Consider the following 21,488-nt stretch of genomic DNA (forward strand, 5'->3'; position numbering starts at 1 on the left):
CATCTCGGGGCAATCACAGGCCTACAGGTGGGCTTCGGCGTAGATGGCGAGGGCGTCCCGTACGAACGCCGCACCGTCGGGGCCGCCGTAGTTGCGGGCGAACCGCTCATCGGCGACGTACATCTCGCCCAGACCGCGCACGTAGCCCCCCACGTCGCCTCCCGAGGCCGCGGCGGGCGTGCCGGGGATGCCCGCCAGCCACTCGACGTGGCGACGGGCCAGATCCTGCGCCCGCTCCGAGGCCGGGTCGACGCCTGCCGTAGCCGCGGCGATCCAATCGCTCCCCAGGCGCTCGGCCCGCTGCTTCCATGCCGCGCGCTCGGTGTCGCTCATGCCGCGCCACCATGCGTCGCTGCGCGCGTAGGCTTCGCGTCCCCACCGCTCTTCGACCTCCTCGCGGTGCTGCGTGTGGTCGAAGCCGTCGAACATCTTCTCGGGCATCAGGCCCTCCTCTCCTGTCAGACCGCGGATGGTGCCCGCGACGGCGTCGATCTGCCGGGCGACGCGGTCTCGCTCGCTGCGCAGCCACTCGAGATGGCGCTCGAGTGCGTCGCGCTCGTCGGTCTCGCGATCCAGGATGTCCCCGATCTGGGCCAGCCCCAGACCGAGATCCCGCAGCAGCAGGATGCGCTGCAGGCGCACCAGCGCACGCTCGTCGTAGTAGCGGTAGCCGTTCGGCCCTACGCGCGACGGCGGCAGCAGTCCGAGGTCGCCGTAGTGCCGCAGCGCGCGGCTCGTCGTTCCGGCGAGCCGGGCGACCTGCTGGATCGACCACTCCATCGGCTGTCTCCTTCCGTGACGCTCATGACGGTAGAGGTTGACGTCACGTCAAGGTCAAGCGATCTTCGTCAGCCCGCCGCCGCTCCCTCTCGACAAGTCGAGATATATCGTGTCTAATCGTCGTATCGAGATATATCTCGACTCCATCGTGAAGGGAAGCAGAGCCATGACTCTGGAGAAGTGGGTCGTCCACCCGGGAGAGCACCGGGTGATCGACGTCGAGGGCATCCGCCGGCTCAAGGTCGGCCTCGTCGGCGGGCAGATCGACATCATCGGACACGACGAGCCCGGCGTCCGCGTCGAGGTGCACGGTGTCACGGTGAAGGACCTGCGCATCGAGGCCTCGGGCGACGAGCTCGAGATCGACCATCCGCAGCTGCGCTGGGACAACTTCCTCGAGGTGTTCCGCAACTTCGGCTCGGGCGGCCCGCGCGCCGAGATCAGCGTCGCGGTGCCGCGCAAGGTGGCGCTCACCCTCGGCGTCGTGAGCGCGAGCGCGCTCGTCGCGGGGCTGGAGACGGATGCGCGCGTCAACACCGTCTCGGGCGACGTCCTGGTCGACGGACTCACGGGCGACCTCTCGGCCAACGCCGTCTCGGGCGACGTGCAGGCGCGCGGGCTCGCGGGCGCCTTCTCGGCCAACACGGTCTCGGGCGACGTGACCGCCGCAGGCGCGATCCGCCGCGCGACGGTCGACTCGGTGTCCGGATCGACGATGATCGACGCGGATGGCCCCATCGGCCAGGTCGCCATCAACTCCGTCTCGGGGGCCGCGACCCTGCGCCTCGACGAGGGGCACCCCGCTGACTACGTCGTGCGCAGCGCGAGCGGGCGCATCGTGATCGACGGCGCCGTGCGCTCTTCCAGCGGGCCCAGCAACTTCGCGGGATCGACCGGCGAGCTCGCCGGGTCGTTCGTCGACGTGCGCGTCAACACGGTCTCGGGTGACATCACCGTGTTGCGCCGCGTGGCCGCGCCGGCCTCTTCCGCTCCTGCGGACGAGCCGACCTCCCCGGAGGGGGCTCGCTGATGCCTCCGGTCTTCTCCCATGGCGACCTGCGCCTCTACCTGCTGAATCTGCTGGCCGAGACGCCTCGCCACGGGTACGACATCATGCAGGCAGTCGCCGAGCGCACGGGCGGCACCTACACGCCCAGCGCCGGCACGATCTACCCCCGCCTCGCCAAGCTCGAGGAGGAAGGGCTCGTGACCAAGACGACGGACGGCCGCAAGACCGTCTACGAGATCACGGAGGCCGGACGCGCCGAGCTCGCCGCCCGCGCCGACGACCTCGACGGCATCGAGGCCGGCCTGGCCGACACCGTGCGGCTGATCGCCGATGAGGTCCGCGCCAACGTGCGCGAGGCCATGCGCAGCCTGCGCGCCGACCTCGCGGCGGCCGCGACCGAGGCGCCCCGCCCGCAGCCCGGCCCCGCATCGGGAGCGGCGAGCGATGCGAAGGTAGCCGCACGCGAACAGCTGCAGCGGGCAGAGGCGGCCGTCGCGGACTTCCGCGGGCGTGTGCGGTCCGAGCTGCGAACGCACGTCGCTCGGGGCGGAGCGCTGCCCGCGTCCACCGTCGATGCGCTGCAGTCGGCGCTCGACGCGGCCGCGTCGTCTCTCACCGAGGCGCTGCGCCGCTGATCACCGCGTGACCAAGTGAGGATCGCGGCCACTCGATCCGAGCGACCGCGATCCTCACTTCTGTCAGCTCTTCTCCACCGTGTCGTTTCTCCACCGTGTCGATCCGCAGGCCGAGATCACGCTCCACACGGTCGATCCGGGACGCTACGCCGGCGCTCGCCCGCTCCGGGCGAACTCCCGCGAGGTGGAGTCGTCGGGCGCGCACCCAGGGCTGTGGAGGATCAGCCCTCGACCTCGGGGAACGAGTCCTCGTCCTTGAGCGGCTCATCCTGCGGCACGACCAGGATGGGCCGGTGCTGGCGGTGCGACAGACGTGCGGCGACGGAGCCCGTGAAGAACTCGCGGATGGACTCGCCGAAGCCCCGCTTGCGGGTGCCCACCACGATCAGCGCGGCGTCGACGCGGTCGGCGAGGTGCTTGATCGCCAGCGCCGGGTCGCCCACGAGCTGGCGGACCTCCCAGGTGACGCCGCTGTTGGCCAGGTGAGTCTCCGCCTCGGCGCGCACGGCCTCGAGTTCACCCTCGCCGGCCTGCACATTGATGTCGACGGGCGCGGAATGAACGTAGCCGTCAGGGTCCTCGTATGTGACGAAGCGGGTGACATCGACGTGAACGACCGCGAGCGGCGCGCCCAGCAGCGCGGCGTATCGCGCGGCCTCCTTCATGACGCGCGGCGACTGCCCCGGGATCACTCCCGCGATCACCGCCCCGCGCATCCCGGCATCGACGGGCGCCTCGCGGCGCTCGCCCTCTGCCCTCTCCATCGGCTGATCCGTCATCGGCAGACCCCTTCCCGGTGGCGCGGCCGGCCGAGGCGCCGAGGCCGCGTGTTATTCTGAATCCTACTCTTCACCGGCTCCCCTGCCGGGTTCAGACAAGCGCCGGGCCGCGATCCCGGCAGCTAAACGTGAGGGGGTCTCGCGCATGGGGCGTGGCCGTCAGAAGGCGAAGCACACCAAGCTCGCCCGCGAGCTGAAGTCGTTCAGCCCGTCGGTCGACTATGCGGCGCTGGAGCGTGAGCTCGGACACCCGAGCGACGACCAGTACGTCGACAAGTGGGCAGACATGTACAACGACGAAGACGAGGACGAGTATCAGGCCCAGCAGGCCTGAGTCCTCTCTCGCAGACGACAGCGAAAGGCGGCCGGTCGGATGACCGTGCCGCCTTTCGCTGTGCGCTGGGGCGATTCCCCTACTTGAGCCCGGACCGGACGAACGCGTCGACCACGTACCGCTGCAGGAAGATGTAGATGAGCAGCACCGGGACGGTCGCCATGCCGGCAGCCGCCATGGTGGCTCCCCAGTTGTTGCCCTCAGCGCCGAGGAACGCGCGCACGCCCACCTGGATCAGCGCATCGCTCTGCCGCATCACCAGAGACGGCCACAGGTACTCATTCCAGGCTGAGATGAAGCCCATGATGCCGAGCGCGGCGAGAGCCGGCTTCATGTTGGGGATCACGATGGTCCACAGCGTGGCCCAGCTCGAGCGCCCGTCCATGTGCGCCGCGTCGATCAGCTCACGCGGGAAGGCGCGCATGTGCTGCATCATCAGCAGCACCGCGAATGCACCCGAGAGCTGCGGGATGACGACGCCGCCGACGGTGCCCAGGAGCCCGAGCTGCGAGACGAGCAGGTAGTTCGGGATCATCGTCACCTGAAACGGAACCAGCCAGGACCCGACGAAGAGGAACTGCAGCAGCGCCGAGCCGGGAAAGCTCCACATCGCGAACGCGTAGGCGGCGAGCACCGCGATCAGCAGCTGGGCGCCGGCGAGCACCGCCGCCATCCCGAACGTGTTCACGAGCATGGCGTCGATCGGGATGGCCCGCCAGACGTAGGCGACGTTCTCGAGGCTGACCGGCCACGGCACGGGACTCTGGCTGAGCGCGTCCTCGGGGCGTCGCAGCGCCGTCGCGATCATCCAGTAGACGGGGAACACGCTGAACAGCGCGAGCGCGGCGAGCACCACGTGCCCCGCGACGACGGCGACACGAGACCGCGCGGCGACGGGTGCATCCGCGACGGCGACACGAGAGCGCGCCGCCGTCGCAGCGGGCGCAGGAAGGGGGACGGTGACGAAGGACACGCCGACTCCTCAGTTGTCGTAGAAGCTGAGCCTGTCCTGCAGCCGCAGGAACAGCAGGGCGATGAGGCCGAACGCCACGAAGAAGATCACACCGGCGGCAGCCGAGAGTCCCGCATCGAAGTTGCGGAAGCCGAACTGGTACAGCAGGTAGTAGATGTTCGTCGTGGCGCCGGTCGGACCGCCCTGCGTCAGCAGGTCGATGATCGGGTACGTCCACTGCGCGGCCAGCAGGATGGTCATCAGCGCGATGAACAGCAGGCTCGGCGAGAGCAGTGGAAGGGTGATGCGGCGCACGATCTGCCTCTCGCTGGCTCCGTCGAGCGAGGCCGCATGACCGTAGTCGGGGCTGATGCCGGCGAAGCCGGCGGCGACGACGAGCACGCCGAAGCCGAGCATCTGCCACCCCACGATCACGATCACGCCCCAGATCGCCATCGACGGGTCGCGGAAGACGTTGCCGAGCTCCCACCCGAGGGCGCGCGCGATCGCCGGGATCGTGCCCTGTTCGGCGAACAGCCAACGCCAGACAGCGCCCGTCGCGACCGGCGTCACGAGGAACGGCACGAAGATGAGGCCCTGATAGATCGCCTTCGCGCGGCCCGACACGCGTCCGGCGAGCAGCCCGACGAGCACGGGCAGCACGAGCGAGAAGACGAAGAACGCGGCCACGTAGACGACGGTGTTCGCGAGGGCGACGTGCAGCTCGGGCAGCGCGACGACTTCGGCGTAGTTGTCGACGCCGACGAACGTGCGCGGGCTGGTCGGGATGAGGTTCCAGTCGAAGAACGACAGCTGGAACGTCTCGACGAGCGGCTTGTACGTCCACACGACGAGCATCAGCACCGCCGGCAACAGGTACAGGTACGGCACCACCGACGACCAGCGCGGGCCCCGGCGGCGCGGCGCCGGCGCCGCCGCCACCCCCTCACGTGGGGTGACGGCGGACACAGCGACGAACACGGCTCACTCCGCGACGAGCGCGGGCTCGCCGGCGACGGACGCGTTGATGTCGGCGAGCTGCTCTTCCTCGCTCTTGTCGAGCCAGGCCTGAAGCACCTCGGGGGTCATCTCGTAGACCGTCGGGAACTGCCCGATCGGCACGACCGAGTGCAGCACGCGGTCGCCGTACACGTGCACGAGGTTGTACGACTGACCGCCGTTCGCGCCCCGTGCCCCCGGGTAGACCACCTGGAGATCCTGCGTGTAGCAGGTGGCCGAGGCGACCGAGACGGGGATGTCTCCGAGCGTGCTCGTGGTCGAGTAGTGCAGGTGGCCCCCCAGGATGCCGCGCACGTCGGTACCGGCCACCACCTCCTGCAGCCGGTGCTGGTCGCGGAGCTCGACGAGTGCCAGCAGTCCCAGCGGGCTCGGCACCGGCGGGTGGTGAAGGGCGATCAGCGTGCCGTCGGGCGCCGGGGTCGCGAGCTGGTCGCCGAGCCACGCGAGCTGCGCGTCGCTCAGCTCCCCGTAGTGCTGTCCGGGCACGGTCGAGTCGAGCGCGATGATGCGCAGTCCGTTGACGTCGTACACGCGGTCGACCGGCTCCGACTCGTCGCCGTCCTCGTCCAGAAGGCCCGCGCGGAACGCCACGCGCTCGTCGTGGTTGCCCATGCACCAGATCACCTGGGCGCCCAGCTTCTCGGCTGCGGGCTCGACCAGAGCCCTCAGGCGGCGGTAGGCATCGGGGCGGCCCGTATCGGCGAGGTCCCCCGTGAACACAATGGCTTCGGGACGCGCGTTGCCGCGCGCGAAGCCGTCGAAGAGCTCGGCGAGATTGCGGTCGGAGTCGATCTGCTCGTGCAGCAGATCGCCGTCGCCGACGAAATGCGTGTCGGAGACGTGGAGGATGAAGTGCTCGGGTGCGGGGTGCTGTCCGTAGGTGCGCATGCTTGTCCGTTTCGTGTGGAGGGTGTCAGGAGACGAGGGCCGCCGTGAGCCGGTCGATCTCGCCGAAGGTCAGTCCATGCCGCTGCAGCAGCGCCACAGGGGAACCGTGCTCGCGATCGACGCGCTCGAGCAGCTGCTCGAGCACGGGTGCGGGGCTGGCCGTCACCAGCTCGACCATCGCGGCCGACAGCTCCACGCCGCCGCGTCGCAGCGACGCGAGCATGGCGTCGGCCCAGGCTCCTGCGAGGTATCGGGCCGTCAGGGCGTAGTCGGCCACGACCGCGTCGCGGTCAACGCCCGCGGCGAGCAGGGCGAAGGCGATCACCAGGCCGGTGCGATCCTTTCCCGCCGTGCAGTGGACCAGCACGGCCTCGCCGTCGCCCGCGCGGGCGATCACCCGGATCGCGTCCGCGAGGACGCTCGCCCGGTGGTCGACGATGTGGTCGTAGATCGCCGCCAGGTCGATGCCCTGCGCGAGCTGGGCAGGGGGTGCGGCCTCGTCGAACACGGGCAGCTCGTGGATCTGCAGCGGCACGCCGGCGAGGCTGCTGGGCTGGCGGCGACGCTCCTCAGCCCCGCGCAGGTCGACGACGTGGGCGATGCCGAGCTCACCGAGGCGCGCCCGTCCCGCCTCATCGATGCCGTGCAGGGCGTCGGATCGGAACAGCCTGCCCCAGCGGGTCACGCCGCTCTGGGCGGGATAACCGCCGACGTCGCGCAGGTTGTGCAGGCCGGGCAGCACGTGCCGACGAACGGGATCGGGCTGCGTCCCGGTGAGCTCGATCGTCATGTCAGTTCGCCACCAGACCCTGTGCGCGCTCGGCCGCCTCGGTCAGCGACCTCTCCACATCGGCTCCGAAGAACACGGACTGCTCGATCGCGCTCCACAGCAGGTCGTCGATCTGCACGTAGCTGTTGCCCGGGTACGATTGCCAGCCCTCCAGGCGGTCAAGCTGCTCGAGGTTCGGCTCGAGCGTCGGCGTCTCTGCGGCCCACGCCGCGAGCGGCCCGCCGGGCTCGGTGATGCCCGGTCGCAGCGGCACGTAGCCGATGCCCGCCGTGATCAGCTCGTACGCCCGAGGGCTCGTCATGTGCGTGATGAACTCCCACGCGGCGGCCTGCTTGGCGGGGTCCTGGCTGAAGATGTACAGCGCCGATCCAGAGTTCGTGGGCACGGTCGCCTTGCCCTCGAAGCCGGGCAGCGGGAACGCCATCAGCTCCCAGCCACCGGCGTCGGCGGCGGCCTGGAACGTGCTCTGCATGACGGAGGTCTGCACCTGCATCAACGACTCACCGCGCGCGAACCCCTCGTACTGCGCCGTGGCATCGGCGTTCTCGAGCACGCCCGCGTCGTACAGGTCACGCAGCATCTGCACCGCCCCGACCGCGCCCTCTTCGCCGAACTCGATGGTGCTGCGATCCTCGCTGATGACACGACCGCCGTTCGAACGGATGATGCCCTGCATGCACCAGTTGCCGACATTCGTGGCGCACGCCACCGTGAGCGGCGGCTTGCCGTTCGCCTCGGCGAGCTGGGCGCCGACCTCCGCGACGTCACCCCACGTCGACAGGTCGACCGTGGCCGGATCGATCCCGGCCTTCTCGAGTGCCGTCGCGTTGACCCAGAGCAGGGGCGTCGAGAAGACGTACGGGACGCCGTAGGTCTTGCCGTCCCAGTCGGCGAGGGGCTTGGCCCGCTCGTGGAAGGGGTACTCTCCGCCGAAGTGCTCCTCGACCGCTGCCGTGCCGAACAGGTCCTCGACCGCCGGCGGCTTGAGCTGGTTGATCGTGAAGTCGAGCGTGTCGAACGTGAGCTGGGCGACATCCGGCGGGTTGCCGGCGAGCAGCTGCTGCTGCACCGATGCGACGGTCGACGCGTTCCCGCCCGAAAGCGCGACGGAGGGCGCCTGGGGTGTCACGGTGATGTTCGGGTGCTCCTGCTCGAACTCGTCGACGAGCGTGTTGATCGTCTCCTCCCACACACCGGCCTGGCCGATGTTGTAGGACTCGAAGACGATCTCGACCTCGGTGTCGGGCGAGAGGGCAGGCACGGTGCCCGCGGCGACATCGTCGCCGGCCGGGGCGTCGGCCGGGCTGCCGGCGCTGGTGGCGCAGCCGGCGAGCGCGACGGCTGCGATCGTCAGCAGAGCGAAGCCCGTGGCACGGGCGCGGATCTTCATGGAATGCACTCCTGGGTGTCGGGTAGGGCGGGAACCTGGGTGTCGGGTAGGGCGGGAAGGGGAAAGCGGAGGAGAGGCGCTGGGCAGCGGCGAAGGCGCGTCGGGCGCTCAGGCGTCGACGAGCACGGACTCGTCGACGGTGTCGGGCACCCACTCCAGTCGCCGCCCCGAGGTCCGCTCGAACAGGTGCACGCGCTCCAGCGCCGCGCCGAGGGTCAGCGCGTCTCCGGCGGCGACCGGCACGTCGCGGGCGATCCGCACCTGCACGCGGGCCGCACCGACGGCGCAGGTGATGATCTGCTCGGCGCCGAGGTTCTCGACCAGGTCGACCCGGGCCTTCAGACGCACGCCGGGCGCCCCTGGCGCGTCGGGCACGATCTCGAGGTGCTCGGGGCGGATACCGAGCACCGCGTCGAGGTCGTCGACGTCGCCCGTCCAGAGCCGGCCGGCGACGCCCTCCGCGGATACGGCGAGCACGCCGCCATCCGAGACGATCCGCACGTCGAGCAGATTCATCGCGGGACTCCCGACGAAGCCGGCGACGAACACGGATGCGGGCCGGTCATAGACGTCGGACGGCGCACCCAGCTGCTCGATGCGGCCTCCGTCGAGCACCGCGATCCTGGTCGCCATGGTCATCGCCTCGACCTGGTCGTGCGTGACATAGACGAAGGTCGCGCGCAGCCGCCGATGCAGGGCGGTCAGCTCCTGGCGCGTCTGCGTGCGCAGCTTCGCGTCGAGGTTCGACAGGGGCTCGTCCATGAGGAACGCCTTCGGGGCGCGCACCAGCGCGCGGCCCACGGCGACGCGCTGTCGCTGGCCGCCCGAGAGCTCCTTCGGCTTGCGGTCGAGCAGGTGTCCGATCTCCAGGACGTCGGCCACATCCTGCACGCGGCGGGCGATCTCGGCCTTGGAGAGCTTCTGGATCGTCAACGGGAAGGCGAGGTTCTTGCGCACCGACAGGTGCGGGTAGAGGGCGTAGCTCTGGAACACCATCGCGAGGTCGCGCTTCTTCGAGGGCTGCTCGGTGATGTCGACGCCGTCGAGCTCGATGGTGCCCGTACTGGGCTGCAGTAGACCCGCGATCATGCGAAGCAGGGTCGTCTTGCCGCAGCCCGAGGGGCCGAGCAGCACCAGGAAGTCCCCGTCGTCGACGGTGAGGTCGACATCGCGCACGGCGGCCGTGCTCTTGAAGGTGCGTCCGATGCCGGTCAGGCGAATCGTGCCCATGCGCCACTCCTCGGAAGCGGCTTACATGCTGAGGCCTTCCCAGGGAAGCGGCTTCCGGATCGACTATCAGCGCACGGGATGAACGTTCGGATACCGGCAGGTCAACTGTCGGATGCGGGCCCGCGAACTCTTCGTCGGGCGTCCGGCTCGCCGCCGGGTGTCTCGCCCTCGACCGTGGTCGTCAGCTCGATGACCTCCCCCATCGTCGCGGCCCTCGCCCGGGCGCTTCCGACCGTGCGCTCCGCGACCGCCTGCTGCAGGCCCGACAGGAGCAGCAGCTGAACCAGGTTTCCGCCGATTCCTCCGCCGTCCCACGCGGCGGGCCGCGAGCCCGCCACCAGCAGCACGTCGCAGTGCTCGGCGAGAGGCGCGCGGGGATAGCTCGTCACTCCGATCACCTTCGCTCCCCCCGCTGCCGCCGCGGCCGCAGCGGCGATCGTGAAGTTGTTGGCACCGCTCTCGCTCACGGCGAGGCAGACGTCGCCGTCGACCAGCACCGCGGACGTGAGCTGCTGCGTAACGCTGTCGAGCGGTGCCTCGCAGGCGCGTCCGCTGGTGACGAACCGCAGAGCCGTGGCCTGCACGGCGGGCATCGAACCGCCGCTCCCGACGATGACGACTCGCCGGCCGGCAGCCACGAGGTCCGCTGCTGCGTCGAAGGCGGCGGGGTCGACTCCGCGCAGCGCGCCCAGCAGCATCGCCGAGGCCCCCTCGGCCAGCAGCTGCAGCCGCCCCGGAGTTCCGGGCGGCTCCTCTGCCGAGGCCTGCGCCCTGGCGCCGAGGTCGCGCACCAGCAGCATGCGCAGGTGCTGGAAGCCCCGCAGCCCGAGGCTGCGGCAGGTGCGGCTCACCGTCGCCGGAGACGTCCCCGTGTGGTCCGCAAGATCCGCGCCCGACATCTCCACGACGGCCTCGGGCCGATCGACGCACTCCTGGGCCACCCGCCGCTCGCTCGGCACGAGCAGCGGCAGCAGGGACCGGATGTGCGCGACGGTGTCGCCGAGAGGAGGATCGCTGGGGGGCGCGTTCATACGGCCCAGGTGTATCAGAGCGCGGTGAACGGATTCACCGGCCCCCGCTCAGGAGCTCTGGTTGCCCTCGACCCAGGCGAGGTACTCGTCGGTCACCGTGCCGGTGACGTAACGGCCGTCGAAGCAGCTCATGTCGAGGTCGGTGAACGTCGGCTCGCCCTTGGCGCTCTCGACGATCGCGTCGCGCAGGTCGTCGACCTCCTGGTAGACGAGATGATCGGCGCCGAGCTCTCGGGCGATCTCGGGGATCGTGCGGCCGTGGGCGATCAGCTCGTGACGCGACGGCATGTTGATGCCGTACACGTGCGGGTGCCGCACGGGCGGCGCGGCCGAGGCGAAGGTGACCGACGTGGCGCCGGCATCGCGCGCCATCTGCACGATCTGCTTGCTGGTGGTGCCTCGCACGATCGAGTCGTCGATCAGCAGCACGTTCTTGCCCTGAAACTCGCTCGACATGGCGTTGAGCTTCTGGCGCACGCTCTTCTTGCGCACCGCCTGCCCGGGCATGATGAACGTGCGGCCGACGTAACGGTTCTTGTAGAAGCCCTCGCGGTACTCGATTCCCAGCACGCGCGCGACCTCCATCGCGGCGGGGCGCGACGAGTCCGGAATCGGCATGACGACGTCGATCAGGCCATCCGGCACGTGCTTCGCGATCGTGGCGGCGAGCTTCTCGCCCATCCGCAGACGCGACTCGTACACGGAGATGCCGTTCATGATCGAGTCGGGGCGCGCCAGGTACACGTACTCGAACGAGCACGGCAGCAGCGTGTGGGCGTCGGCGCACTGCTTCGCGAACAGCTCGCCCTCGGTCGTGATGAAGACCGCCTCGCCGGGCTCGACCTCGCGCACGATCTCGTAGTCGGCGTTCTCGAGCACGAGCGACTCGCTCGTGACGACCCACTCGTCCTTGCCGTCCTCCCCCGTGCGGCGGCCCAGGATGAGCGGCCGGATGCCGAACGGATCGCGGAACGCGAGCAGGCCGTAACCCGCGATGATCGAGATCACGGCGTACGCGCCCTCGATGCGGCGGTGGGTGCGTGAAACCGCCTCGAAGATCCGCTCCGGCTCGAGATCGACCGGGCTGGTCGTGGCCTGCAGCTCGTTGGCGAGCACGTTGAGCAGCAGCTCGGTGTCGCTCGACGAGTTCAGGTGCCGGCGGTCGCGCTGCGCCATGTCAGCGGTCAGCTCGCGCGTGTTCGTGAGGTTGCCGTTGTGGATCAGGATGATGCCGTACGGCGAGTTCACGTAGAAGGGCTGGGCCTCCTCCTCGCTCGAGGCGGTGCCCTTGGTCGCGTAGCGCACGTGGCCGAGGCCCACGTTTCCGAGCAGCGAGCGCATGTCCCGCGTGCGGAACGCCTCGCGCACCATGCCGCCGGCCTTGTGCGTGTGCATCACGCCGTTCGGCTCGGCGGTCGCGATACCCGTCGCATCCTGCCCGCGGTGCTGAAGAAGGAGAAGAGCGTCGTAGATGTCCTGGTTGACCGGGGCGCGCCCGACCATTCCGACGATGCCGCACATGGGGTTGTTACGTGATCCGTTCTTCTCAGTGACCGCGGCTGTCCGCGTACTCGCCCACCAGGCGCACCGCGCCGCCGTCGACGCCCTTGGCGCCCTGCTCGTAGTCGCCCTCCGGGAGCGCGCCGCCCTGGACGACGCCCACCTGCCAGGCGGGGATGCCCGCGTGCTCGATGTGGCCGATGGCCTCGTCCACACGATCGGCGGCGACCACCGCGAGGAACCCGATGCCGAGGTTCCACGTGCCCTCGCTCGACTCGAGCGTGGTGCCGGCGATGTCGCTCAGCACGCGGAAGACCGGCGACGGCGACCACGTCGAGCGGTCGACGTCGACGAACGTGCCGCGGGGCAGCACGCGTGCGAGGTTCGCCGCGATGCCGCCTCCGGTGACGTGGCTCAGCGAGTGCACGGCGTTGTCGCCGCCGGAATCGCCCAGCTTCCCGATGAGCTCGAGCAGCGGCGCCGTGTAGAGGCGTGTCGGCTCGAGCAGCGCCTCACCCCACGTCGTGCCGAAGTCGGCGGCCTGGTCGCCGTACGAGATGCCCGCCCGCGTGACGATGTGGCGCACGAGCGAGTAGCCGTTGGAGTGGAGGCCGGATGAGCCCAGCGCGATGACCGCATCGCCCGCGCGCACGCGCTCGGCGCCCAGCACGGCATCGGCTTCGACCACGCCGGTCGCGGCGCCTGCGACGTCGTAGTCGTTCGGCCCGAGAAGACCCGGGTGCTCGGCCGTCTCGCCGCCGACGAGCGCCGTGCCCGTGAGTGCGCACGCCTCCGCGATGCCGCGCACGATGTCGGCGATGCGCTGCGGGAACACCTTGCCCGTGGCGATGTAGTCGGTCATGAACAGCGGCTTGGCACCCACCACGACGATGTCGTCGACGACCATGCCGACCAGATCGTGCCCGATCGTGTCGTGCTTGTCGATGGCCTGCGCGATGGCGACCTTGGTGCCCACGCCATCCGTGCTCGTGGCGAGAAGGGGACGCCTCATGCCCACGAGAGCCGAGGCGTCGAACAGCCCGGCGAATCCGCCGACACCACCCAGCACCTCGGGACCGTGCGTCGCCTTGACGGACGACTTCATCAGCTCGACGGCCAGGTCACCTGCAGCGGTGTCGACGCCGGCCTCGGCGTAGGTGGAGGTGGTGGAGCGGGACGAGTGGGGTTCGGCCTGAGGAGCCGAAGGGGAATGTGCGGCGGCCACGCCACCACACTACCGGCCGAGATACTGGGAAAAGGCCGTCCCGCCGGCGCGAGGACACATCTCGCACCCGATGACCGACCGCGGCAGGTGCAGCCCGCCGCGACATAATGTCCCCATGACGGCGCCCGACTGGCATGTCCGCGAGGACTGCAGCCCCTCGGTCCTCGTCGCGCTCTATCTGCGTCAGGCCCTGGGCGTGCGCCACCCCGACGAGCTTCCGCCGCTGCGCGGGGTCGAGCGCGGCCCCGACGCGAGCGAGGGTGTCGAGCGACTGTGGCGACGGTACTGGGACATGACGGTCGAGCCCGAAGCGCATCCGTCGCCCGTGCCGCTCGAGCTGCTGCCGGGCTTCGGCACCCACGTCGCCCTGCCGTCGTACGCCGACGCCCTGCGCGATGCGGCGGCGCCGTACGGGGCGGCCGCGTTGGCGTACGCGCACGACGCCGCTGCCCGATACGAACGGATGCGCCGCTCCTACCGGGGCTACGCGGGAGCGGTCGTCGAGTTCGAGCGCCGCGCGGGCCGCCGCGCCCACGATTTCCGGCTCGACGTGCAGGTGCTCCCGCTCGTGCAGCGCGGCGTGTGGTGGATCGGGGCCCTCACGGTCGCGGTGTCCGACAGTCTGCGCGGAGACGTCGCCGCTTTCGATGCGGCGATGCAGCCCATCCTGCGCGAGCTCGGCTGATCCGCTCCGGTCGCGCTGCGGGCAGTGGCGTCAGTCGGCGATCGTCTCGTGCACGACCGCGACCTGGCGCACCCGGCGGCCGACCGCCCACTCGAGCAGCAGCGCCGCGATCATCGCGAGCAGGATGCCCGCGGGAACGCACCACAGCAGGATGAAGCCGAACGCCTGCGACGGCGAGTACACGACCTCGGTGAACGGGCTGGGCTCGTGAGTGCCGTCGAACGCGGTCGCGAGGATCATCGCCACGATGACGCCGAGCGCCGCGCCCAGCGCCGCGAAGACCCCATACCGCGGTGAGCGTCGCACGCTCGCGATGTCCGATCCAGGAACCTGCTCGGAGACGCGCGCGTCGGCGGGGAATTCGGAACGGGAGGGCATGGTCCGATTCTTCCACTCCGTTCCTGAATAGCGGTCGTGGATCCGCCCCGCGAACCCTCCATCCGCGCCCGGACGCGACGGCTTCCGCCAGGCGCGTCAGGGCCGCAGCGGAAGCAGCCCCGACAGGTCGGCGCGCACACCCGAGGCCCGCAGCCGGCCGGCCGCGGCGGCATCCGCCCACGGCAGCGCGCCGATCGCGAGGTCGATCCACGTCTGCGGGTCCATCTCCACGACGTTCGGCGGAGTGCCGCGCGTGTGCCGGGGCCCCTGGATCACCTGAGCCGCGCCGAACGGCGGCACGCGCACCTCGACGCTGTTGCCCGGCGCCTTCTCGGCCAGCAGCTGCAGCAGATACCGCACCGCCGTGGCATGCGCCGCGCGCGGCGGGTTCTGGCCCGCCTCGATCGCGGACGAGACGGCGGCGAGCGCGTCGCGCCCGTCACCGGTGTCGATCCTGCGTGCGGCCATCCGGTCCAGGTTAGGACGCGTGGACGCCGACCTGGGTGCCGATACGGCGGCGAACCCGCCTCGATAGGCTGGGGGCGTGAAGATCCTGGTCCTCGGTTCCGGCGCGCGCGAGCACGCCATCGTCCTGGCGCTGCGGTCGGAGGGGGGCCCTCACGAGCTGTTCGCGGCGCCCGGCAACGCGGGCATCGGCCGCGACGCCACGCTCGTCGAGCTGGATGTGCTCGACCCCGCCGCGGTCGCGGCGTTCGCGATCGACAACGCGATCGACCTGGTGATCGTGGGCCCGGAGGCCCCGCTCATCGCGGGCATCGCCGACGAGCTGCGAGAGCGCGGCATCCCCGTGTTCGGTCCCGGTCGCGCTGCCGCGCAGATGGAGGGGTCGAAGGCGTTCGCCAAGCGCATCATGGCCGCGGCCGAGGTGCCGACCGGACGGGCGACCCATGCGCGCACGGCCGACGAGGTCGCCGCGGCGCTCGACGCCTACGGCGCGCCATACGTCGTGAAGGCCGACGGCCTGGCCGCCGGCAAGGGCGTGATCGTGACCGACGACCGCGCGGCGGCGATCGCCCATGCCGAGACGTATCTTCCGAGCGGCCCCGTGCTCATCGAGGAGTACCTCTCGGGGCCCGAGGTGTCGCTGTTCTTCGTGAGCGACGGCGACACGGTGCGCGCCCTGAGCCCCGCGCAGGACTTCAAGCGGGCGCTCGACGGCGATGCCGGCCCCAACACGGGAGGCATGGGCGCGTACTCGCCCCTGCCATGGCTCGCCGAGCGCTTCGGCTCCGAGGCCGAGTTCGTCGCGCACGTGACCGAGACCGTCGCGCTGCCGGTCATCCGGCGCCTCGACGAGGAGGGCACGCCTTTCATCGGCCTGCTGTACGCGGGGCTCATCCTGACCGAGGCCGGCGTGCGCGTGATCGAGTTCAACGCGCGCTTCGGCGACCCCGAGACGCAGGTCGTGCTGCCGCGCCTGAGGACGCCGCTCTCGCGCCTGCTGCTCGCGGCGGCGACCGGCACGCTCGAGAACGAGCCCGAGCCGGAGTTCGCCGACGACGTCGCCGTGACCGTGGTGCTCGCGAGCGAGGGCTACCCGGAGAAGCCCATGACCGGGCGCCCGATCACCGGCCTGGAGGAGGCCGAGTCGGTCGAGGGCGTGCACATCGCCCACGCCGCGACGGCGCGATCGATGGACGGGCTGTCGGCGACCGGCGGCCGCGTGCTCAACGTGGTGGCGACGGCGCCCGACTTCCCCACCGCCCGCGAGCGCGCCTACGAGGCGATCGGACGCATCGGGCTCGAGGGCTCGCACCACCGCACCGATATCGCCGCGCGCGTCGCGGAGTAAGCCCGGCGGCTCGCCGCGCCCGCGGCGCCCGCCGCGCCCGCCGCGCCCGAGCACACGTGCTCTCACCGAGCACACGTCGGCTGAGCGTGCGAACGACGTGTCGCCGTGGAGAGCACGTGTCGTCAACTCGGGCGACGCGGCAGGGAGGCCACCGCTGCGGCCGCGATCGCGATCAGCGCGAGGGCGGCGATCGTCACCGCGGGCCACCGGGCCGCGTCCCAGGCCCAGCCGAGCAGCAGCGCGCCGGCCGAAGAGCCCGCGTAGTAGAAGAGCGTGTACCAGGCCTGGCCCACCGATGGGCGCGGCGACACCGACGGCACGGTCGCGCTGGCGCCGGTGTGCAGCATGAAGAAGCCCGCCGCGAGCACGAGCAGGCCCGCGATCACCGCCGCGATGTGGTCGACGAGCAGGATGCCCGCGCTCGCCGCCATGATGCCGGCGCCGGTGAGGATCGTGGCGCGGGGCCCGAAGCGGTCGAGCACCGCACCCGTGCGCATGGAGGACACGGTGCCGGCCGCGTAAGTGAGGAACAGCAGCGACGTGACACCGACGCCCAGCGAGAACGGCGGCTCGTGCACACGGAACGCGACCGCGTTGAACACCCCCATGAACACCGCCATCCCCGCGAAAGCCACGACGAAAAGCCGCGCCCGCACCGTCCAGTGCACCCGGCGTGCCGCCTCGACCGGGCCGGACGCGGGTGCGGCCGCGCGACGGCGCACCATGAGACCGACCGCGGCGACGCCCGCCGCGCCGGCGGCCAGCACGATCGCATCGACCGCGATGACGCCCGCGCGCCATCCCCACCATTCGGCCGCGAGCCCGGCGACGATGCGCCCCGCCATGCCACCCGCCGTGGTGCCGGCGACGTACATGGCCGCCACGCGTCGGCGTCGCATCGCGGGCGCCGCCTCGGACGACCACACGAGCGCCGACACGAGCACTCCGCTGAGCACCAGCCCCGTGAGCAGCCGCGACGCGACCAGCACCGGCCAGTCCGCGGCGAGCGCGGTCACCGCGGTGAGCGCCGCCCCGCCCGCCAGAGACCCCGCGATCACGCGGCCGCGGCCGAGGCGCTCCGCCAGCCACGCGGCCGGAAAGACGCCCGCCGCGATGCCGAGCGTGGTCATCGACACCACGAGGTTGGCTTCGAGGGCACTGCGCCCGAGATCGCGCGCGATCGCCGCGAGAAGCGGCTGCGGCGCATAGATCGCGGCCATCACGGCCACCCCGAGCAGCTGCGCTCCCGCCGCCGCCACCCGCCAGCGATCCGCGCTCATCCGTCCATCCTGCGGCGTCAGGAGTGCAGCGGCGTCTCGCCGGCGCGCTCGACCAGCACCGCGATATGGGTGCGGTTGCGGGCTCCGAGCTTCAGGCGCGCCTGCTGGATGTGCGTCTTCGCGGTCGACGCCGCCACGTGCATGGCCCGCGCGATCTCGTCGTCGGACGCGCCCGTCGCCACGAGCCTCACGGCGTCGCGCTCGCGCTCGGTGAGAGTCGCGAACAGCGCGGCGGCCTGCCGACGGCCCTCTGCCCCCGCACCGCGGGCCACGCGCTCGACGAGCTCCCTGGTGTGGCGCGGGGAGAGGAACCCGTCGCCGCGGGCCACCGTGCGCACCGCGTCCGCAAGGGCGTCCGGGGGCGTGTCCTTGAGAACGTATCCGTAGGCGCCGGCTTCGAGCATCCGCGCCACGGTCTCCGCCCCCGCGACGCTGGTCATGGCGGCGACATTCGTCTCCACCTCGGCGAGCAGGGCCCGAGTCGCCGCGATGCCGTCCATTCCGGGCATCTGGATGTCCATCAGCACGACGTCGGGGCGGTGGCGGCGCGCGAAGGCGATCGCCTCCTCCCCGCTGCCGGCAGCCCCGACGACCTCGATGTCCTCGCGCGGCTCCAGGATGGCGCTCAACGCGGCACGCGCCCATGGGTCGTCATCGACGATGAGCACACGCACGGGACGCTGCGGGTCGTCGGAGAGCACCCGGCCACGATACCGAGCACCGCCGCCCTCGGCGCACGGCGCTGACGGATCGACGGCGCTAAGGGATGGACGGCGCTTAAGGGATGGACGGACCCTCGGACCAGGGCAGCGTGACGTCGACGATGAACTCGCCCTCGTGGGGGCCGATCCATGCCGTACCCCCGGCCGACGCCGCCCGCTCCCGGATCCCGGCCAGGCCGTGGCCGCCCCCGGTCGCGCCGACCACGGGAGGAACCGGGGCGACCGGGTTCACCACGCGGAGACGGACGCCCCGCTCGGGTGAGGCATGAAGCGTCACCGACACCGGCACCCCCGGCGCGTGCCGGATCGCGTTCGTGAGACTCTCCTGCAGGATGCGGTACGCGGCCGCCTGCAGCGATGCCCCGGCGCGGTCCGCGCCGTCCATCACGACGAGCGCGTCGACGCGGTGCCCCGCCGCGCGCAGGTCGCTCAGCAGGTCTCCCACGAAGCGCAGTGAGGCCCGCGGCGATGCCGGCTCCGTGTCCATCCGGAGGCCGCCCACCACGCCGCGCACGTCATCCAGCGCAGCATGCGCCTGCTCGCGCACGAGTCGTGCCCACTCGGCCAGCGCGGGGTCGAGAGAGGGGTCGGCTGTCACCTTCGCCTCGAACGCGCTCGCCGACAGCGCGGCCGAGGACAGCCGGTGCCCGATGCCGTCGTGCAGGTCGCGCGCGATCCGCTCGCGCTCGGCCTGTCGGGCGACCTGCTCGCCGAGCGCGTCCGCTCGCTGGTGCTCGCGCTCGGCTCGCGCTCGGCTCGCGTCGGCCTCCACGCGCGTGCGTCGATACGCGATCAGGCCTGCCGCCGCCCCGAGGGCGAGCACCGCGATCGCCCAGGGCACGACCTGCCAGCCGGGATGCGCCTGATGCGGGTCGTAGCCGACCGTCCACGGCAATGCGGCCCCCCAGTCGGTCAGCGACTCACGCGCGGCGAAGAGCAGCACGAGGGCACCGACGCCGAGGGCGACGGCCTTCGAGTGACGCGGCGACCGCGCGAGCACGCGGGTCGCGCCCACGAGCGCCAGCACGTATGAGGTGCCGATCAGAGCGAGCACCGCGCCGGCGGCGAGAACCGCCCATGGCGCCCGTGCGCGCACGAAGACCGTCCCCCACGCGGCGATCGCCAACAGGGCCAGCCCGGTGCCGAGATCCGTGATCCTCGCCTCGGGCGCGCCACTCGTCACGAACGTCGCCGTGCCCGGCACGTTGAGCACGCAGTAGACCTCCCACAGCGCGCCCAGCACGAACAGGGCGATCGAACGCCCGCGCCGGAGGATCGGCGCCGCGCGACGCCGCGTGGCGGGCGAGGGTGCGGTCATGGATCGAGCGTACGGCCGACCCCCGACGCGCCCCCTCCGCCATCCGCCCGTCGATCACTGGACGATCGCCCGGTGGATGCCGACCGATCGGAGGAGGCGCCCCCGGACGCCCGACAAGAGGCTGGGTTCACCGGGCCGCCACCAGCCAGTGAGAGCCCGCAGGGTGCCGATCCCGATATCCGGGGGCGTGACCGACGCGCGGACGACCTCCCCGCTAGAAAGATATGTCCCCCGAGATCCCGGCATCCTCCCTTCGCCGGCTGACCATTCCCATCACCAGGAGATCCCATGTCGTTCGACAGCTCACAGCCCCCCGCCCCGCCCCAGGGCGCGGGTTTCCCGCCTCCGGCGGCCAACGCACCCGCGGGCCCGCTCGATCCGCCCGCGTCCGGACACAGCGCTGCGCCGTACGCTCCCGCCGGCGCGATCGAGGGTCAGAAGTCCTTCATCGCCACCTGGCTCCTCTCCTGGTTCCTCGGGTTCTTCGGCGTGGACCGTTTCTATCTCGGCAAGGTCGGCACCGGCATCCTGAAGCTCGTCACGCTCGGCGGCCTGGGCATCTGGTGGCTGATCGATCTGATCCTCGTGCTGACGGGCAGCACGCGCGACGGTCGCGGCCACGCCCTGCAGGGCTACCAGCAGCACCGCAAGGTGGCGTGGATCGTCACGGGCGCCGTGGTCGTGCTCGGCGTCATCATCAATCTCGTCAACGGCGGGAACGCCGCCACGGTCTCGGCGCCGCCGGCGCAGGAGCCCACGGTGAGCGAGCCGGCCGAGGCTCCGGTCGAAGAGACCGCTGAGGAGCCTGCGGCAGCGATCGTGCCGGACATGGTCGGCACCACGGTCGGCATCTCGCGTCCCATCGCCGAGGCGTACGGCCTCGTCTTCACGGCGCCGGCCGAAGCCACGGACGAGTCCGTGATCGCGACGCAGTCGATCGCCGCCGGCGAAGAAGTCGAGGAGGGCACCGAGGTCGTTGTGACCGTGGAACCGCCGAAGCCCGACCTCACTCTCGAGCAGGAGAACGCGCTGGGCCAGGCGCAGAATTACCTCGAGCTCATGGGCTTCTCGCGCGATGGCCTGGTCTCGCAGCTCGAGTTCGAGGGCTATTCCACCGAGGTCGCCGCCTTCGCTGCGGACAACGTGGGCGCGGACTGGAACGCCGAAGCCGCTGAGAAGGCGCAGCAGTACCTCGACACCATGAGCTTCTCGCGCGATGGCCTCCAGCAGCAGCTGGCGTTCGAGAAGTTCACGCCTGAGCAGATCGAGTTCGCTCTCAAGGAGGTGGGCTACTGATGGAACCCGCAGCCATGCTCACCTGGACGCTCCAGGTGGAGATCCCCGTCCCCCAGGACGTCCTGCCCCTGCTGGCGCAGGGTGAGGAGGCCGTCGCATCCTTCAAGACGTTCCGCGATTCAGCCACGTTCACGACGAAGCGCCTGATCGTGCGCGACGCGCAGGGCATCACCGGCAAGAAGGTCGAGATCTACTCCCTGCCGTACAGCGCGATCCACATGTGGTCGTCCGAGAATGCGGGCGTGCTCGACTGGAACTCCGAGATCGAGCTGTGGACGAAAGCCGGCCACATCAAGGTGAAGCTCGCCAAGGGCGCGGATGTGCGCCGCATCGACAGCCTCATCGCCTGGGCGGTGCTGAACAGCCACTGACGGGAGGCGCGGCGAGCGCTCCACGCGCCGCAGGCTCGCCGGTCCGCCGAAAGCGCACCGAT

23 protein-coding genes are annotated in these 21,488 nt (G+C 71.1%); 7 read left to right on the plus strand and 16 right to left on the minus strand.

Annotated features, from left to right (window positions below):
• Nucleotides 1-21 precede the first annotated feature (21 nt).
• Nucleotides 22-780: a MerR family transcriptional regulator gene (locus ABTW64_RS08615; RefSeq protein ID WP_350621324.1), complete on the minus strand. Its 759-nt coding sequence runs from the start codon at nt 778-780 to the stop codon at nt 22-24.
• Between the two features lie 166 nt (nt 781-946).
• Between ABTW64_RS08615 and ABTW64_RS08620 the strand changes: the two genes are divergently transcribed.
• Both ABTW64_RS08620 and ABTW64_RS08625 read left to right on the plus strand, forming a co-directional pair.
• Nucleotides 947-1,810, plus strand: coding sequence for a DUF4097 family beta strand repeat-containing protein (locus ABTW64_RS08620; RefSeq protein WP_350621326.1), 864 nt, complete (start codon nt 947-949; stop codon nt 1,808-1,810).
• Nucleotides 1,810-2,424: a PadR family transcriptional regulator gene (locus ABTW64_RS08625; protein ID WP_350621328.1), complete on the plus strand. Its 615-nt coding sequence runs from the start codon at nt 1,810-1,812 to the stop codon at nt 2,422-2,424. The genes ABTW64_RS08620 and ABTW64_RS08625 overlap by 1 nt, the downstream gene beginning before the upstream one ends.
• 221 nt (nt 2,425-2,645) lie before the next feature.
• On the opposite strand, the gene ABTW64_RS08630 is transcribed toward ABTW64_RS08625, so the two are convergent.
• A complete protein-coding gene (locus ABTW64_RS08630) occupies nt 2,646-3,188 on the minus strand; it encodes a universal stress protein (RefSeq protein ID WP_350621695.1) in 543 nt (180 codons plus the stop codon).
• A 160-nt stretch (nt 3,189-3,348) separates the two neighbouring features.
• On the opposite strand from ABTW64_RS08630, the gene ABTW64_RS08635 reads away from it, so the two are divergent.
• Entirely contained in the window at nt 3,349-3,537 is a 189-nt protein-coding gene (locus ABTW64_RS08635; protein ID WP_350621330.1) for a DUF3073 domain-containing protein, read from the plus strand.
• Nucleotides 3,538-3,616: 79 nt separating this feature from the next.
• Here ABTW64_RS08635 and ABTW64_RS08640 read toward each other — a convergent pair whose 3' ends face one another.
• The 9 genes from ABTW64_RS08640 to purM all read right to left on the minus strand — a co-directional run bounded on the left by ABTW64_RS08640 (nt 3,617) and on the right by purM (nt 13,563).
• Complete coding sequence (locus tag ABTW64_RS08640) at nt 3,617-4,510, minus strand: carbohydrate ABC transporter permease (RefSeq protein WP_350621332.1); 894 nt, start codon at nt 4,508-4,510, stop codon at nt 3,617-3,619.
• A 9-nt stretch (nt 4,511-4,519) separates the two neighbouring features.
• Nucleotides 4,520-5,470 (minus strand): carbohydrate ABC transporter permease, encoded by a 951-nt coding sequence (locus tag ABTW64_RS08645; RefSeq protein ID WP_350621334.1) that lies wholly within the window; start codon nt 5,468-5,470, stop codon nt 4,520-4,522.
• 3 nt (nt 5,471-5,473) lie between these two features.
• Complete coding sequence (locus tag ABTW64_RS08650) at nt 5,474-6,397, minus strand: phosphodiesterase (protein ID WP_350621336.1); 924 nt, start codon at nt 6,395-6,397, stop codon at nt 5,474-5,476.
• Nucleotides 6,398-6,422: 25 nt separating this feature from the next.
• A complete protein-coding gene (locus ABTW64_RS08655; protein ID WP_350621338.1) occupies nt 6,423-7,187 on the minus strand; it encodes a tyrosine-protein phosphatase in 765 nt (254 codons plus the stop codon).
• Between the two features lies 1 nt (nt 7,188).
• Nucleotides 7,189-8,577, minus strand: coding sequence for an extracellular solute-binding protein (locus tag ABTW64_RS08660; protein ID WP_350621340.1), 1,389 nt, complete (start codon nt 8,575-8,577; stop codon nt 7,189-7,191).
• A gap of 108 nt (nt 8,578-8,685) precedes the next feature.
• Nucleotides 8,686-9,807: an ABC transporter ATP-binding protein gene (locus tag ABTW64_RS08665; RefSeq protein WP_350621342.1), complete on the minus strand. Its 1,122-nt coding sequence runs from the start codon at nt 9,805-9,807 to the stop codon at nt 8,686-8,688.
• A 101-nt stretch (nt 9,808-9,908) separates the two neighbouring features.
• On the minus strand, nt 9,909-10,838 hold the full coding sequence (locus ABTW64_RS08670) for a MurR/RpiR family transcriptional regulator (RefSeq protein WP_350621344.1): 930 nt from the start codon (nt 10,836-10,838) through the stop codon (nt 9,909-9,911).
• A 48-nt stretch (nt 10,839-10,886) separates the two neighbouring features.
• Nucleotides 10,887-12,359 (minus strand): amidophosphoribosyltransferase, encoded by a 1,473-nt coding sequence (gene purF / locus ABTW64_RS08675; protein ID WP_350621346.1) that lies wholly within the window; start codon nt 12,357-12,359, stop codon nt 10,887-10,889.
• Between the two features lie 25 nt (nt 12,360-12,384).
• On the minus strand, nt 12,385-13,563 hold the full coding sequence (gene purM / locus ABTW64_RS08680) for a phosphoribosylformylglycinamidine cyclo-ligase (RefSeq protein ID WP_350621348.1): 1,179 nt from the start codon (nt 13,561-13,563) through the stop codon (nt 12,385-12,387).
• A gap of 115 nt (nt 13,564-13,678) precedes the next feature.
• Between purM and ABTW64_RS08685 the strand changes: the two genes are divergently transcribed.
• On the plus strand, nt 13,679-14,248 hold the full coding sequence (locus tag ABTW64_RS08685) for a zinc-binding alcohol dehydrogenase (RefSeq protein ID WP_350621350.1): 570 nt from the start codon (nt 13,679-13,681) through the stop codon (nt 14,246-14,248).
• Nucleotides 14,249-14,278: 30 nt separating this feature from the next.
• On the opposite strand, the gene ABTW64_RS08690 is transcribed toward ABTW64_RS08685, so the two are convergent.
• Nucleotides 14,279-14,626 (minus strand): potassium transporter Trk, encoded by a 348-nt coding sequence (locus ABTW64_RS08690; RefSeq protein ID WP_350621352.1) that lies wholly within the window; start codon nt 14,624-14,626, stop codon nt 14,279-14,281.
• 96 nt (nt 14,627-14,722) lie between these two features.
• The gene (locus tag ABTW64_RS08695; protein WP_350621354.1) at nt 14,723-15,094 is read right to left on the minus strand and encodes a sterol carrier family protein; all 372 of its coding nucleotides are present in this window, start codon (nt 15,092-15,094) and stop codon (nt 14,723-14,725) included.
• A gap of 76 nt (nt 15,095-15,170) precedes the next feature.
• On the opposite strand from ABTW64_RS08695, the gene purD reads away from it, so the two are divergent.
• Nucleotides 15,171-16,439 (plus strand): phosphoribosylamine--glycine ligase, encoded by a 1,269-nt coding sequence (gene purD, locus ABTW64_RS08700; RefSeq protein WP_350621356.1) that lies wholly within the window; start codon nt 15,171-15,173, stop codon nt 16,437-16,439.
• Between the two features lie 122 nt (nt 16,440-16,561).
• Here the strand turns inward: purD and ABTW64_RS08705 are convergent, their stop codons facing one another.
• The 3 genes from ABTW64_RS08705 to ABTW64_RS08715 form a co-directional block, all read right to left on the minus strand.
• Nucleotides 16,562-17,719, minus strand: coding sequence for an MFS transporter (locus ABTW64_RS08705; protein WP_350621358.1), 1,158 nt, complete (start codon nt 17,717-17,719; stop codon nt 16,562-16,564).
• A 17-nt stretch (nt 17,720-17,736) separates the two neighbouring features.
• Nucleotides 17,737-18,420 carry a response regulator gene (locus ABTW64_RS08710; protein WP_350621360.1) on the minus strand — a complete coding sequence of 228 codons (684 nt, stop codon included), beginning with the start codon at nt 18,418-18,420 and terminating at the stop codon, nt 17,737-17,739.
• Nucleotides 18,421-18,496: 76 nt separating this feature from the next.
• On the minus strand, nt 18,497-19,759 hold the full coding sequence (locus ABTW64_RS08715) for a sensor histidine kinase (protein ID WP_350621362.1): 1,263 nt from the start codon (nt 19,757-19,759) through the stop codon (nt 18,497-18,499).
• A gap of 288 nt (nt 19,760-20,047) precedes the next feature.
• On the opposite strand from ABTW64_RS08715, the gene ABTW64_RS08720 reads away from it, so the two are divergent.
• A complete protein-coding gene (locus ABTW64_RS08720) occupies nt 20,048-21,055 on the plus strand; it encodes an Ltp family lipoprotein (protein ID WP_350621364.1) in 1,008 nt (335 codons plus the stop codon).
• Nucleotides 21,055-21,426, plus strand: a complete 372-nt coding sequence (locus tag ABTW64_RS08725; protein WP_350621366.1) for a PH domain-containing protein — start codon at nt 21,055-21,057, stop codon at nt 21,424-21,426. The genes ABTW64_RS08720 and ABTW64_RS08725 overlap by 1 nt, the downstream gene beginning before the upstream one ends.
• Nucleotides 21,427-21,488: the final 62 nt, after the last annotated feature.

The sequence above is a fragment of the Microbacterium sp. NPDC096154 genome (genome assembly GCF_040302945.1).
Classification (GTDB): domain Bacteria; phylum Actinomycetota; class Actinomycetes; order Actinomycetales; family Microbacteriaceae; genus Microbacterium.